Source organism: Vreelandella sp. V005, from assembly GCF_052645115.1.
The window spans coordinates 1,086,950-1,102,406 of the sequence record NZ_JBQXYA010000001.1 but is presented as its reverse complement, the minus strand read 5'-3'; the positions used below and the strand labels follow the sequence as shown (position 1 = coordinate 1,102,406).

The 15,457-nt window shown below is 49.6% G+C and carries 8 protein-coding genes and 1 tRNA gene; 6 read left to right on the top strand and 3 right to left on the bottom strand.

Annotated elements, in window-relative coordinates; all coding sequences use genetic code 11:
• The first annotated feature begins 17 nt into the window (after positions 1 to 17).
• Together ACUN8H_RS05045 and ACUN8H_RS05040 are read left to right on the top strand one after the other, a co-directional pair.
• On the top strand, positions 18 to 2,867 hold the full coding sequence (locus ACUN8H_RS05045; RefSeq protein ID WP_445531038.1) for a PAS domain-containing protein: 2,850 nt from the start codon (positions 18 to 20) through the stop codon (positions 2,865 to 2,867).
• Positions 2,864 to 5,866, top strand: coding sequence for a response regulator (locus ACUN8H_RS05040; protein ID WP_445531037.1), 3,003 nt, complete (start codon positions 2,864 to 2,866; stop codon positions 5,864 to 5,866). The genes ACUN8H_RS05045 and ACUN8H_RS05040 overlap by 4 nt, the downstream gene beginning before the upstream one ends.
• A 62-nt stretch (positions 5,867 to 5,928) precedes the next feature.
• On the opposite strand, the gene ACUN8H_RS05035 is transcribed toward ACUN8H_RS05040, so the two are convergent.
• Both ACUN8H_RS05035 and ACUN8H_RS05030 read right to left on the bottom strand, forming a co-directional pair.
• Positions 5,929 to 8,376 (bottom strand): EAL domain-containing protein, encoded by a 2,448-nt coding sequence (locus ACUN8H_RS05035; protein WP_445531036.1) that lies wholly within the window; start codon positions 8,374 to 8,376, stop codon positions 5,929 to 5,931.
• Between the two features lie 900 nt (positions 8,377 to 9,276).
• A tRNA-Met gene (locus tag ACUN8H_RS05030) sits at positions 9,277 to 9,353 on the bottom strand.
• Positions 9,354 to 9,624: 271 nt separating this feature from the next.
• Here ACUN8H_RS05030 and phbB point away from each other — a divergent pair.
• Entirely contained in the window at positions 9,625 to 10,371 is a 747-nt protein-coding gene (gene phbB, locus ACUN8H_RS05025) for an acetoacetyl-CoA reductase (RefSeq protein WP_290695737.1), read from the top strand.
• A 98-nt stretch (positions 10,372 to 10,469) separates the two neighbouring features.
• Here phbB and ACUN8H_RS05020 read toward each other — a convergent pair whose 3' ends face one another.
• Positions 10,470 to 13,286, bottom strand: coding sequence for a DUF349 domain-containing protein (locus ACUN8H_RS05020; RefSeq protein WP_445531035.1), 2,817 nt, complete (start codon positions 13,284 to 13,286; stop codon positions 10,470 to 10,472).
• A gap of 194 nt (positions 13,287 to 13,480) precedes the next feature.
• Between ACUN8H_RS05020 and minC the strand changes: the two genes are divergently transcribed.
• The 3 genes from minC to minE all read left to right on the top strand — a co-directional run bounded on the left by minC (position 13,481) and on the right by minE (position 15,454).
• Entirely contained in the window at positions 13,481 to 14,230 is a 750-nt protein-coding gene (gene minC / locus ACUN8H_RS05015; protein WP_445531034.1) for a septum site-determining protein MinC, read from the top strand.
• 157 nt (positions 14,231 to 14,387) lie between these two features.
• Positions 14,388 to 15,206, top strand: a complete 819-nt coding sequence (minD, locus tag ACUN8H_RS05010) for a septum site-determining protein MinD (RefSeq protein WP_445531033.1) — start codon at positions 14,388 to 14,390, stop codon at positions 15,204 to 15,206.
• Entirely contained in the window at positions 15,203 to 15,454 is a 252-nt protein-coding gene (gene minE, locus ACUN8H_RS05005; RefSeq protein ID WP_035564989.1) for a cell division topological specificity factor MinE, read from the top strand. Before minD ends, minE begins: the two co-directional genes overlap by 4 nt.
• The last annotated feature ends 3 nt before the right edge of the window (positions 15,455 to 15,457 follow it).

Here is a 15,457-nt window from a genome sequence, read left to right as displayed (position 1 = left end):
GGCAGCGGAGTTGGAAAATGAAGGCACCACTGATCCCCAAAAATGAAACTGAACGCCAGTACGCGCTGGATAAGACGGGGTTACTGGGATGCAATTCAGAAACTCGTTTTAACCGCATTACGCGCCTGGCGCGTCACCTTTTTTCAGTGCCCGTTGCGGTTATCTCTCTCATCGACCAAGATCGGCAATGGTTTAAATCGTGCCAAGGGCTTGATGTTAAAGAAACTCCACGCAATATTTCCTTTTGTGGTCATACCATTTTAGTCAGTTCGCCATTGATTATTGAAAATGCGCTGAAAGACCCACGCTTTGCCGATAATCCTCTTGTCACCGATTCGCCCCATATACGCTTTTACGCCGGCGTGCCGCTGCACACCGGCGAGGGATATCGCATTGGTACGCTGTGCCTGATTGATACGCAACCGAGAAGCTTTTCATCTGAGCAGATTGAAATGCTTACCGATCTAGCGGCGACGGCAGAAGAGCTAATACAAGCCGATGAGATTCTTGTTAAATCATGCTCAAACCTTGAATCAGAACTGCTTACCAGCCGTGACAACTTAGCATCTCTGGTTAATAACATGCCTGGAGTAGCCTACCGCTGCTTGGCCGATAAGTGTTGGGAAATGTTATACATCAGCCCGCAAGTAGAGCAAGTATGCGGCTACACGGCGGAGGAATTGGTGGGTAGTCAAAGCATCTGCTATGCAGATTTGATTCACCCTGACGATGCGCCAGCACTAGAAGAGGCCGTGGCATCCGCCGTGGCAAAAAGCGAAGAGTGGCATGTTGAATACCGTATACGTCACCGCAATGATACCTGGCGTTGGGTAGAAGGGAGGGGCAAAAGTGCTCGTGACGATACGCATTACCTCGAAGGCTTTATTGTCGATATTACCCGTGAGCGACAAGCACTGAGCCAATTGAACCGGCACCATGAAGCGCTTGTACTACTCAACGATATTGCGTTTACACCATTCGCTACGCTGGATGAAAAAATCGACCAGGCTCTAAGAAGGGCCAGACACTATCTTAAGACAGATTTGGCTATCGTCAGCCAGGTTGAGAGTGACATCTATACAGTGCGTTGGATGAATGCCTTACCCGATATTCCTGTAAAAGCAGGGCAGCAATTCATTCTCAAGTCAACTTGGTGCCAACTAATTTTTTCTGGTGTTTCGAAAGAAGAGCGCGAACTTTTCCGGGCTAATGTCCCCAAAAGCGAGCTCCTTAACCACCCTTGTTATCAGGCACATCCATTAGGCACTTATGCAGGAATTGTAATTGAGATAGAAGGTCAGGCATTTGGCACCTTGAATTTCTCCGCTGCTCACCCCCGTCCAGAAGAGTTTGATGAAAGTGAACAGCTATTTGTACGCTTATTGGCACGCTGGTTAGCCGATACTTTAACCAACAGTCTCAACAACGAACGGCTGGTCAAATTAGTGGCTCAGATGCCGGGAACGGCCTACCAATTCCGCCTTTATACTGATGGCCGTATGACTTTCCCCTTCAGTTCACCGAAAATACAAGAGCTTTATGGAATAACGCCAGTACAGGGTGCTGTGGACGCTACTCCAGCGCTCGAATTAATCCATCCTGATGATCTCGAAGCTGTCAGCGCGGCCATCGAGCGCTCAGCCCTTACACTGGAAGAATGGCAAGTAACTTATCGTGTGTGGCATCAGAAAGGTAACTATCGCTGGATCATGGGACAAGCCAAACCAGAGCGTCTTATGGATGGCAGCACCCTATGGCATGGTTATCTGCAAGATATTCATGAACAAGAAGTGTCACGCCTTGCCTTACAGTACAGCGAGGCTCGCTTAAGGGGGCTATTTGAATTTTCACCCGTGGGTATTGCTTTGAATGATCTTGAAACAGGCCAGTTTATCGACCTGAATGACGCATTAATTTTACCAACAGGCTATACCCGCGATGAGTTTGTGTCACTGAGCTATTGGGATGTTACTCCTCAAAAATACCAGCCCGAAGAAGAAAAAGCGCTTTCAAGCTTAAAAGCAACGGGGCGCTATGGCCCTTTTGAGAAAGAGTATATTCGTAAAGATGGTAGCCGCTACCCTGTACGTCTACAGGGCATTCTAAGTCAAGATCAAGATGGTCGACAGGTGATCTGGTCATTGGTTGAAGACATCACCGAACGTCGCAAACTGGATAAGATGAAAGACCAGTTTGTTGCTACGGTCAGCCATGAATTGCGTACTCCCCTTACCTCGATTAAAGGCTCGCTAGGGCTGCTTAGTGGGGGTGTGGTGGGGCCCCTGCCCGATAAGGCTCAGGCTCTGGTAAGTGCTGCTGAACGCAATGCTCAACGTCTGTCCATATTAATTAATGATTTATTAGATATGGAAAAACTGGTGGCTGGCAAAATGCCGATGAACTTAAGCGTGCAATGGCTGGCCCCTTTACTTGATGAGGTCGTCGAGTCCATGAGCGGCTATAGCGAACGGCACCAGGTTTCTATTCAGGCGGCTGATGACTGGCCCAGCGTTCAGGTTAATATCGATGCGCTGCGTTTGGCACAAGCACTTACCAATTTATTGTCCAATGCGATTAAATTCTCTCCTCAGGGTGAAACCGTAGAGCTACGCGTTAAGCCTTATGAGGACACTATCGAGATTTCTGTGTGCGACCACGGCCCGGGCATTGAACCGGCATTTCGCGCTCATTTGTTCCAGCGTTTTACTCAAGCTGACGGCAGTGATACCCGTAAGCTACCAGGCACGGGGCTTGGGCTGGCCATTAGCCAAGAAATATGCCAGCAAATGGGTGGCCAAGTTGGTTACCGTGACGCGATAGACGGCGGGGCCAACTTTTTTATTGTATTACCAAGGGAAATGTCATGAAAAAAGCACCGCTGAGCGTACGAATTGTTCTGCTCGTGTTGGTTACGAGTGGCATTTTGGTCAGCGGAATGCTGGCAACTGTTTATCAGTTTTTGGTCACCGATTACGAATCTTTAGTGACACAGCGCGAAACCGCCGTGATAAAGCGCCTAGCCTCCGAGCTTGAACTGTCACAGCAGCAACGAATGCTGGGGCTGGAAGCGTTCGCTACCCGTTTACTCACCGATGATGGGCAACTGCGTAACAGCGAAGCGTTACAATCACTGCTGCGGCAGCCATCTGTAGCGAGTGATCTGTTTCCAGATGGCTTGTTTGTTTTTGACGCTGATGCCACTGCTATTGCAGAAGATCAATATGTTGCGGGCCGTTTGGGCACCAACTATGCTGACCGCCCTCACATGCAACGCGCTATGAGCACCAAACAGGCGGTAATCTCAGAACCGATTTTAGGGCGTACTACCGGGCTGCCGTTAATTTCATACTTGCAACCTATTTTATCTCCCGATAGCGACATTCTCGGTTACGCAGGTGGACTTGTTAATCTCGCGAACACGCCTCTCATTGAATCCCAAGGCGTGTCTGAAGCCGAATCCAACACGATTACCTTGATTATTGACCCAAAGCACCGCTTGTTTGTATCAATGCAAGAGGTATTCGACACCCCCGAGCCGTTGCCTGAGGATGGTGCAGATCCCCTAGTAGATGCGGCAATGGCCATCAGTCCGGCAGGAACATTAGTAGAGTATGAGCAACAGCAATATTTGGTAGCCAGCCAAAAACTGGACTCGCCGAGTTGGATTATCATTCGCGCAATTCCCTACAATGAAGCCATAGCACCAGCAAAAGCATCTTTTCGTCAATTTCTGCTAATTGCATTAATGGCCATGGCAATCGTTGGGTTAATAGGGGCATGGGTTGCACGCGGCTTAACCCATCCAATAGAAAGAATAACCCGTCGTATCGATCATATGGCTGACGATGCCCGTTTCGACAGTGATTTTCGGGAAGAGGGAGGTCCGGAAGTAAGAGCACTTGCTCGAGCAATGAACCGACTGGCAGAGGAACGAAAAGCCGCAGATAGCGCTATTCGCAAAGCCAAGCACTTCTTATCCAGCGTGTTTGATGCCGCCTCTGAGGTCGCCATTATTGCCACCGATAATACGGGGGTCATCACGGCCTTTAACAAAGGCGCCGAGAATATGCTTGGTTACGGCAAAGCAGATATGGTGGACAAACAAACCCTAATGAAAATGCACCTGGACGATGAGTTGAATTCACGTTCGGCGCGGTTAAGCAGTGAGATAGGCCAGCCTGTGAAGGGCTTCAGGGTGATCGTGGAAAAAGCCGAGCAAAATGGCTCAGAGAAACGGGAGTGGACCTTCGTTCATCAGGATGGCCATCATGTACCCGTGGCAATGGTTGTCACGGTTATGCGCGACAGTGCGGGTAAGGTTAGCGGTTATCTTGGTGTTGCTGAAAACATTGCCGAGCGTAAGCGCGCAGACAAGTTGAAAAGTGAGTTTGTGTCTACCGTCAGCCATGAGCTGCGTACACCGCTGACATCGATCTCGGGGGCGCTAGGGTTAATGGTAGGAGGTGGCTTTGGTGAGCTGCCTGAAAAAGCCGAGAAGCTCCTGAATACTGCCCATCGTAACAGCAAGCGGTTGGCTCACTTGATTAATGACTTGCTGGACATAGAGAAGATAGCTGCTGGAAAACTGCATTTCGATATGCAGCTTTGTTCATTATCGTCCTTAATTGAACAAGCACTGGAGTCTAACCGCCACTATGGCAGCAACCGGAATATTACACTTGCATTGGCAGGTAATGCGCCGGATGTACTTGTCTACGTTGATCAACAGCGGTTTATGCAAGTGCTCTCCAACTTGTTATCGAATGCTATCAAGTTTTCACCAGACGGTGGAACGGTGAAGCTTGCGGTGGAATCTAAGAAAAACAAGGTGATTGTCAGCGTTATTGACAATGGCCCCGGCATCGCCAGGTCGTTTCGTGAACACATTTTCCAGCGCTTTGCTCAAGTGGACTCCTCAGATACTCGCGCAAAAGACGGTACTGGTCTTGGGTTAGCCATTACGCGCGAACTGGTGGAACACATGGAAGGCAGGATTGATTTTGAATCCACCGAAGGGGAAGGATCACGCTTTTTCATTGAGTTTCCCATATTCCATGAGAATTTAGAAGACACGCAACATAGGCCTGCCATTGAAAATAACCAGGCTCCCCGCATTTTAGTTGTCGAGGATGATAGAGACGTTGCTAACCTGTTATGTATCATGCTCAAGGATGCTGGATATCAGGTTGAAACCGTTTTTACTGGCACCGACGCGCTGAGCCGTCTGCAACAAATGCATTACGACCTACTAAGCCTTGACTTAATGCTGCCAGACATTGGTGGGCTGGAGATTATTCATAAACTACGACAACAACCAAATACCGCAGACTTACCGATCGTGGTGGTATCGGCAAGAATAGAACAAGGTCTTTTAACGATAAAAGGTGATATAACCAATATTGATTGGCTGGCTAAACCCATTGAACAGCATCAGTTAATAGATCTAGTTCAACGACAGTTATCGGCCAAAAGCAAGGCTTATCCCCACGTGCTGCACGTTGAAGATGATGTCGACTTACATGAAGTGATTTGCGCCATGGCTGGTGATAGCTTCTCTTTTGAAGCGGCCCTCACATTAAAAGATGCTCGCAAACGATTAGTGCAAAGCGCGTTCGACGTTGTGCTCCTTGATATTGGACTGCCTGATGGGTCGGGTTGGGAGCTAGTATCTGATATTCGTAATTACCAGCCTGAAGCTACAATAGTCATTCTTTCAGGGGCTGATATGTCACAGCAACAGCATAGGCAAGTTGAAGCTGTTCTGCTTAAATCTAGGTTGTCGAGAGATACTTTGATTAATAGTATTAGTGCTCGTATTAAAGCGTTTCAATCAACGAAAAATTCACCTAAAAATCATCTTATTTAGTTTCATTGAAGCGCCTTTTGCGTGAGATACACTTAAGCCCGCCGCTGATCGGCAACGTAGTGCTATACCCATTGAGTTCGTTCAAGCTCGTCTGCTAGCATGGGCTTGGCTGTTAAAAAGCCTTGATATTCATCACAACCTAGCTGAGATAAAAAATCTAACTCTGTATTATGTTCCACACCTTCTGCAATCACCATCATATTCATGGTCTTCCCTAGTTGTATCATTGTTTTTAGCAATCTTGCATCACCGGTATGGGTCCAATGTCGAATGAAACTCTGGTCAATTTTTAATTTAGCGGCATCGATACGCTGCAAATAACTCAGGGAGCTATAACCGGTTCCAAAATCATCTAACGCTAGACGAACGCCTAAATCTTTCAGTTTACGGAGCAAGTATCGAGTGTGCTGCCAGTCGGATAGTAGTAAAGATTCTGTGATTTCAAGGACAATGCGCTCTGAATCTAGATGGTAGCTTGACAATAATGATGCCAAGATATTTAGAAAAAGTGGTTTTTGAATGTCTCGCGCGGACAGGTTAAGTGACAGGAATAATTCAGGATGTTTAGACTGCCAAACAGCAAACTGTGATAACGATTGTGTCAGCATCCGCTCAGTGAGAAGGGAGATTAAACCTTGTTCTTCCATAAGAGGAATAAACTCACCAGGCCCCAGTATGCCTCTGTCAGGGTGCATCCAGCGAGCTAAGGCCTCAACCCCCACCATTTTACCTTCATTTACCGTAAAAATGGGTTGGTAAGCGGCTAAAAACTGATTAGAGGCAAGCCCTTCTTTGATAGCATGTCCTAAGAAAAAACGCTTCTTTTGGACTTCTTTCATTGACTGGTCAAAATAGCATACGCTAGGCAGTATTGATTTTTTAGATTTAAAGACAGCCGTGTCTGCATTATCAAGCAGCTCTCCTGCACTGCTGATGCTTTGTGAGGCAAATGCAACACCAATATCTACTGAAAGCGCAATGGTGCCTTGGCTAGATGTTATATGGATGTCTTCTATTGCTTTAACCAAAGATTTAATATAATGAGCTATCGCGGCTTGGCTGCCGTAGCTATTGGTGAGAAGCATAAACTCATCGCCGCTTTGCCGATATAGAGTGTCTCCTGTATTTATGCATTGGGCCAACTCCCAGGCAAGTCGCTGTAATATATCGTCGCCGAAGTAATGGCCGTGTAAGTTGTTAATAGAGTGAAAGTCACGAATATCAATTTTTATGACAGCGGTTATTATGTCGGGATTTTGGTTTTTAAGTGCGTCATCAATATCAAGTCGTAATTTTGAAAGCATAGGAAGAGCTGTTAAAGGATCCTGGCTGACTTGTGTCTCTGCTACTGTTAAAGAGCTAGAATGGGTTCGGAAGTAACGTCCCTTTGTGACTCTAGATTTGACCACCATTAATAGCCGCCATAACTCTATCGGCTTATTGATAAACTCATCGTTAGCCAATCGAGCACAGGCTAACTGCATATCGGTATCAGCTTCTGCTGACATGAAAAGTAACGGAATGGTAGCAAATTCTTCATGTTGACGAATAATTTTACCCAGCTCAATGCCATTGCAACCCGGCATGTAAACATCTATCAGTATCAACTCGGGATGACTGTGATCTAACAGGCTTAAAGCATCCTGTGCGTTAGTTGCACTAGTTACTTTATACCCCGCTTCTACGAGTAATGACCCATATAGGCTAAGTAAATCACTGTCATCGTCCACTAACATCACTCGATAAGGATCACTTGGGGCAAGCCTCAGTTCAGAATGTAATAGCGATAACAGTTTGGGGATATCGATAGGCTTTCTTAAAAAGTGGGTACCGCCTGCACGCACTGATGCTAAACGTAGGTCAAAGGAGTCATGCCCGGATATAAAAAAGACGGGCAGGGGGGCCCCGTCTTTTTGATGCCATGTACGCACCTGATTTGCTCCTGCAAATCGTTGGCCAGAAAAGTCCATATCCACAATCAAAGCTAATGGCTCATATTGTGCAATTGCTTGATTTAGTTGATGGATATCTTCTTGGTAATGAATGCAGTAGCCGTACTGTGTAAGTACCTCTGTCAAATTTGCTGAAAAATCAGGGTCATCATCAATTAACAATATATCAATCGTCTCGGCGATATCTCTTTCACAGGTTGTATATATAGGAAAATTATTGGTTAGCCTCTCTTCATCCTCTGTAGATGAGTCTCGCTCAAGGACATTGAGCAATGCACGCAATGGACCGGATATAATGGATGTAGAATCTGTTAGTAGTAGGTGACGAGCTGTTTCACAGGCCTGCTCAAGCTCATTGGCTAATTGGGACAATTCTGCAAAGCCATAAACCTTTCCAGAGCCATTCAGTCTATGAGCTATGCTCATGATATTTTCAAAGCGTCTGTCATCCTCGTTTACTGCTAACCACTCCCATTCGAGCTCAGCTTTGTACGTCAGCAATCGATTCCTGTAAGCGGATAGCAATTTTTGCATTTTCTTGTGGTGCGAGCTGTTCATTTGGCTACCTAATCGCATATCTAATTTTGTGCTAATGTTTACTTATGTTCTTTTGCTTTTTTATTAAAAACAAGAAGTTAAATGTCATGTGTATGCTGAATCTTTAGCTTACAATCTTCTGCAGCACTGATCTTTTGTTTGTCTTATGGTAATTTCATTACAGGTTATCCACTGATAGAGATATTTTATTTCTGCCCACCACATTTGAACCAACCTTCGTATGAGCGATGTGTTTTTTATAGTACTTAGCTCAAATTTTAGCCACAAAATGCACTGAGAAATAAAATTTATTTAGTATTCGGTTGTCATAATTGTCAATCCCATTTTTTGGTCCTTTTGGGAAAGCTCCGAACAAGCCTCAAATCAGCGAAAATATAGCCATCGTCGCCAACCTAGGATTCATTACTGACAATCCCGTCCGACCCTGAGTAGCAAGCAGAGTATGAAGAGCCCCACTCGAGTCTTTGGAACGAGTGAGAGCTAGTCTTTAAAGCAGTTAGAGAATAAAGCCGCTTGCTGCTAATCCAGTGTCCATCTATGAGGGAGTCCGCCATAATCCTGCTTGTCTATCTTCTGAGCGCGATTTCCCTATTTAAAGGAGGGATTATCCATGGCTGCAAAATTATTATGTTTCTCTAATAAGTAAATAGCCCCGTGAGTAGAGCTAGAGTCAGGAGATATGCTATGCCCATAATTCAGTTGTGCGATGGGCTGCTTGAATTTTGACGATAATCGAGAGAGGGAAATAGAAGGGTGAAGAAGTGAGAGCGATGAGTGGCCTGAAGCTTGTAAGAATAAAGTTCAAAGTCAGCATCTAAGTGAATATGCCAGAGGAAGTTAGCAAAAAAGCAAAACCAAAAAAAGCAGATCAGTAAGATGCTGATCTGCCTTTCGAAATATTGGTAGCGGGGACCGGATTTGAACCGATGACCTTCGGGTTATGAGCCCGACGAGCTACCAGACTGCTCCACCCCGCATCAACGTGTGGCGTATTTTACAGTGATTTTACGTGAAGTCAATAGCGGTATTAACACGTTCGGCTTATGGCAGTGGCGGGTTTACTGCTGCAACATGAAGGGAGTGCAGCTATGCTTCAGGTAGCGATAACAAAAAGCTTACGTTGGTGCATTGCTCAAGCCAATAATGCACTAGGGTAGTACAAGCGCAGTCGCGCTTTTTCACAATGGCTTGCGGCGCAATGTGCGTGCGGTTAGATCCAAGCCATTTGTCATATCAGGGAGGTAGTCAATGGCCAATCAAGCCCCCGTCGCCTGGGTAACTGGTGGAACTGGTGGTATCGGTACGGCAATTTGTCGTTCGTTGGCAGAGGCGGGTTATCTGGTTGTCGCGGGTTACCGCAACCCCGATAAGGCCAAAACCTGGCTCGAGTCGCAGCATGCTGACGGCTATCAAAATATCGAATTGTCCGGTGTCGATCTTGCTGACCACAACGCCTGCCTGGAAGGTGCCCGCGAAATTCATGACAAGTACGGTCCCATCAGTGTACTGGTGAACTGTGCGGGTATTACCCGCGATGGCACCATGAAGAAGATGTCGTATGAGCAGTGGTATGAAGTGCTCGACACTAACCTCAACAGCGTATTTAACACCTGCCGCAGTGTTATTGAGATGATGCTTGAGTCTGGCTATGGCCGGATCATCAATATTTCATCCATCAATGGCCGTAAGGGGCAGTTTGGTCAGGTTAACTACGCGGCAGCGAAAGCCGGTATGCATGGTTTGACCATGTCGCTGGCGCAGGAAACAGCGACCAAAGGGATTACGGTGAATACCGTTTCGCCTGGCTACATTGCTACCGATATGATTATGAATATTCCAGAAAAAGTGCGCGAAGCCATTCGGGAAACGATCCCCGTGAAGCGCTACGGCACGCCAGAGGAGATTGGCCGACTGGTGACTTTCTTAGCCGATAAGGAGTCCGGGTTTATTACTGGCGCTAACATCGATATCAACGGTGGGCAGTTTATGGGCTAGCAACAAGTCCTAAGCGCATCAACGCTAACTTCCCTACCGGGGAGAATGTAAACGGGAGGCTATCAGCCTCCCGTTGTTATTGGTGCGTTTGTTAACTGCTAAGGCAACGGAACGTTTGCCAATCGGTTTAGCAGGTTATCCAGCTCTTCTACCTCAGCGGCCCATAGCGTCGCAGGCATCGGCCCTAGTGCCAAAAGCGCGACGAGAATATCGTTGACCTCTTGATCACGGCTGCGCTCCTGATTAAACCCTTCGTTCAAACGTTCTACCTGGATGGCTAATCGCAGTGGCTCGTCGCTTTGCCGTACGCTACCTATGGCCAGCATCGAGAGGTGCACCCGCAGTCGTGCAAGAGATTCCGCCAGCTTGGCATGCTCTGCGTCGGACAAAGGCGCCTGCGTGCCATGGCGCTGCTGGTTTCGGGTGTGGTGGGCCTCTTTAAAGGCTGTGGGAAGCGGGACGCTGAGCACTGTCTGCGCAACCACATCGTCGGGCGCTTTTTCGGTTAAGTAGCGCTGGTCAGCCGCTAAGTGAGCATTTACTAATGGCATGATGGCATGCCACTGCTGAACCGTGCGGGCGACGGCAAGACGATTTAGGCGTTCGCGCCGTGCTCGCACAATGCCACTCATTCGTCGCTGCATGCCTTCACTACGGCGATTCCGTGGCAGCGGTTCCAACTGGTTGGCTTGGTCAAGAAAGCTATCCAACGTGGCGGCTTCGCTGGCCTCATTGGGTTGCCAGCTATCCATTTGGTCGATGAGGGCTTGCATCTCATCCAGTTGTTGTTGCTGGCGTGCTGCCTGCTCATTTTTATGCGCATCACGCTGGGCAAAAAGTTGGTCACACTCGTGACGGAAAGTTTTCCACAGCGTTTGCTCTTCACCTTTGGGCGCACGGCCTAGCGCTCGCCACTGCTGCTGTAGCTGCTTGGTTTGGTGAATGCGTTGTGCCAAGGGCTGGCTGTCTTCATCGCGCAGTGCGGCGACCTGGCTAATTAATGCGCGCTTCTGTGAGGCAATCGTGTCAGCGCGCTGATCGATGAGCGACTGCAGCTGGTGGCGAATTGTGCCAAAGCGTCGGCCAACGGCTTCTGAACGGTCACGGGGCACCGGACTATAATGGCGCCATTGGTGGCGTGCTTTGTCGCGAATTTGCCGAAGTACATCGGGATCGGCGTCTTCAGCAGGTTGAGCCAGCAAGCTTTCAAGTTGCTCGCAAAGTGCTTCTCGGGCGCTGAGGTTGGCTTCGCGCTCTTCGCTCAACTGCTCCCGCCAGGGAGCTAAGCGTTCATGAATGCGATCCGAAGCGCTACGAAAGCGCGTGGCCTGTTCGCGATTGGCCGCGGCATCGCCGAGCGATTTCCACTCTTTGACGAGCTGATGATGATGGCGGTCAAGCGCCTCTTCCGCCATATATTGATCGTTGGCTAACGCTTCAATGCTGGCACATAGCTGTTCTCGCTTGGGTCCGGCGACAAAACCACGCCAATCGCGCAGTTCTGCCAGCCGAGCTGCTAAATGTTTCAAGCGAGTTTTAAGCGGTTGAGCGGCAGCGCTTTCGAGCCCTTCAATTCGTGGCTTCAGCCGCTGATGGAGGCGGCTGGCGCTTTTAAACGCGCCACGCTCAAGTAAGCGCTCAAAGGAGTCGAGCTCGCCCGCATAGGTGCTGAGGGTGGCTTGATCCTCCACTGGTGGCGAGGGAGTGGTCGTTTCATCGCTAAGCACTGCCTGGGCACGTCTGAGCAGGGCGGGTGGCGTTAAGGTGTCGGGCCATTGGCATTCGTTAATGTATGCCGACAGGGTGGCGTCATCGTCATTCGCCAGCGCCGTTTCGATGCCAGTGCTCACCGTACACCAGCGCTGCCACGCCTCTAAACACTGGTCATAGTGCTGAATGGCCAGGGTATAACGCTGGCGCATGGTCTCGCTCGGCGGATGCATATCGGAAAGCGTTTGCCAGCGCTGACCGAGTAGCTGGCGCTGGGCGCGCAGGCTATCAATATCCTGAATGGTCATGGCTGCCGCGTGGCACAGGCCATCCAGGGTCTCTTCTATCCCTTCCAGTAATTGCTCACGAGTGTTTTCGGCTTCGTCGCGGCGCTCGGCGCTTTGTTGGCGAGCCTGCTCCTGCGTCGCGTGATCGTGCAATGTTTTGCGACAATTGAGCAGCGCTTGATGAAACCTTTGCTCCTGCTCAACGCTGGGCGGCTGTGTTAGCTGTTCCCACTGGCGTTCAAGATGGCGGAAACGCCCACCGTAAAGGGGCTCCCAAGGCGCACGCGCGTGCTGCTCCAGTTGGTTGAGTAGCGTTTCACGCTGCTGTGCTTCCGCTTCCAGCCACTGCGCGTCGCTGCGCAAACGGTTGAGGCGCTCCCGTGCTAAACGAGATACTTGGCGATCACGGCGTGCTTCTTTTAGTAAGCGCTTAAGCCCCTCTTCATCCTCAATGCGCTCGGCAGCTTGATGACGTACGGCCGCAACGCCGTTATGGCAAGCCTGATGAATCAAATCATCCTGCTCAGTCAGCCTGCTAAGCGCCAATAAGCGTAACGTTAGATTGTCGGCCTGTAAGGCAATCGCGTTTAACGCTCGCGGCTCTTCAAGACGCTCGACCAGCGCTTGGCGTTGCTGTAGATCCGTGTGGCCTTCACGCCCGCTGAGCCGTTGGCAAACCGCATTGAACCACGCTTCATCCTGCTGGTGACGCGGATAAGCATCGACTAAGCCTGCGCAGTCATCCAAGGCCAGCAGCGCGGCAAGGCGAATCTGGCTATCGGTATCTTGTGAAAGCGACTGAAGCGCTTGGCGCTGTTCTGCCTGTTGTGGGTCCAGTCGCTGGAGAGCCTGACGGCGCACTTCGGGGTCGGGGTGTTGCCATCGAGGTGCGAACAGGCGTCTTAACAGTCCGTGCATGGATCATCCTGCTGGTGCGTAGCGTGAAAAAAATCGTTAGTCAGCCACACGGCGGTTGCAGTCGCCGGCGCTGTCGCTTAGCTTGGCCTTACTATTTTGTAATAAGCATGGTGTGGTAAGCGACTATTTTCTAGACCACAATGCGTGATAGTACGCTACCTTTAACTTATCTGAACATGACAGGGAGTTCGGCCATGAGCCTTAATGTGGATAGTGCCGCAGTGGCCTTTACCTTCAAAGGCGGCATGCTACCGATGACCGTCATGGAGCTAAGTAGCGCTGACCCGGAACGAATCCGGCAGCAGTTGGCTGGTAAGCTTTCCCAATCGCCTGCTTTCTTTCAGCATACACCGGTTGTGCTCAGCGTGGAAAAGTTGGATGAACCGCACTTAGCCCTAGAGCGTATTTGCGCCGTGTGCCGCGATCATAAACTGCTCCCCGTGGCGGTTCGCGGTGGTTCTGAGCCGGTCCGTCAGTCGGCCTGGGCGCTGGGGCTGGGTTGGTTCCCTCCGGTAGAGGAGGGGCGCCCACGAGTGCTCGAAAGCGTTGATACTTCTCCCGTGCATGAAGTCACCCGAGACGACACGCAAGTCGGCGGTATAGATGCTCCTGCGCTCGCCACTCGCCTCTATCGGGGGACCGTTCGCTCGGGCCAGCAGGTAAGCGCTGCCGAGGGAGATTTGGTCGTTATCGGGGCTGTCAATGCAGGCGCAGAAGTATTGGCCGCTGGCAGTATTCATGTTTACGGCGCTCTGCGGGGCCGTGCACTGGCGGGTATTCATGGCAATACCCACGCGGGTATTTACTGCCGTGAGCTGGAAGCAGAATTGCTCTCGGTGGCCGGTAATTACAAACGTTTAGAAGATATTGACTCACAGCTTCTGGGACGGCCCGCAGAAGTTCACTTTACAAAAGAACAGCTTGAAATTAAGCCATTAGGTTAAGGTCTTTTTATGAGCGCGCAATGGTGTTTCATCTTTAGCGACGCCGAAGGCGCTATCCGTTACAGTATGGCTTGTTGATGACATTGACGTTCCTGTTATGCGCAAAGCGCCAAATGAGCTGCGCTCGCGATGAACGACTTCAAGAAGGAAGTGACTCTTGGCCAAGATAATTGTAGTGACCTCTGGTAAAGGAGGGGTCGGTAAAACCACCAGCGCGGCAGCCATTTCAACTGGCCTTGCCCTGCGCGGTAAAAAAACCGTTGTGATCGATTTTGATGTGGGCTTGCGTAATCTCGACCTGATCATGGGTTGCGAGCGTCGCGTTGTGTACGACTTGGTCAATGTGATTCAGGGCGAAGCGGGACTTAATCAGGCGCTGATTCGTGATAAGCGCGTCGAAAACTTGTTCATTTTGCCGGCTTCGCAAACCCGCGATAAAGACGCTTTGACTCAGGAAGGGGTCGCGGAAATTCTCGAAAAGTTGAAAGAAGACTTTGATTACATACTCTGTGATTCACCCGCTGGTATTGAGCGTGGTGCGCAGTTGGCAATGTATTTTGCCGACGAAGCCATTGTCGTCACCAACCCCGAAGTTTCTTCAGTGCGCGATTCGGATCGCATTTTAGGGCTGCTTGCCTCTAAAACCCGACGTGCTGAGCAGGGCGAAGACCCCATCAAGGAGCACCTGCTGGTAACGCGTTACAATCCGGAGCGCGTTACCTCTGGCGATATGCTGACGCTGGACGATATTCGCGAAATTTTGGCGATCAATCTGCTGGGCTTGATTCCTGAGTCGGAGGCTGTCTTGCGTGCTTCCAACCAAGGCGTGCCTGTTACGCATGATATTTCAAGCGACGCTGGCCAAGCCTATAGCGATACCGTATCGCGCCTGCTTGGTGAAGACATGCCGCTGCGCTTCCACGAAATGCAGCGTAAAAGCCTGCTGAGCCGCATGTTTGGGGGAGGTCGTCGATGAAACTGCTGGAGTTCTTGAAGCGTGAGCGCAGGAAATCCGCCTCGGTAGCCAAAGAACGTTTGCAAATTATTGTAGCGCATCAGCGTAGCCAGCGCGGCCAGCCTGACTATATGCCGCTACTTGAGCGTGAGCTGTTAGAGGTGATTCGCCGTTACGTACATGTAGACGACGATGCCATTCAGATTTCATTAGACAGCGAAGACAACTGTTCGGTGCTGGAGCTAAACGTCACCCTGCCCAAAAGCTAATCT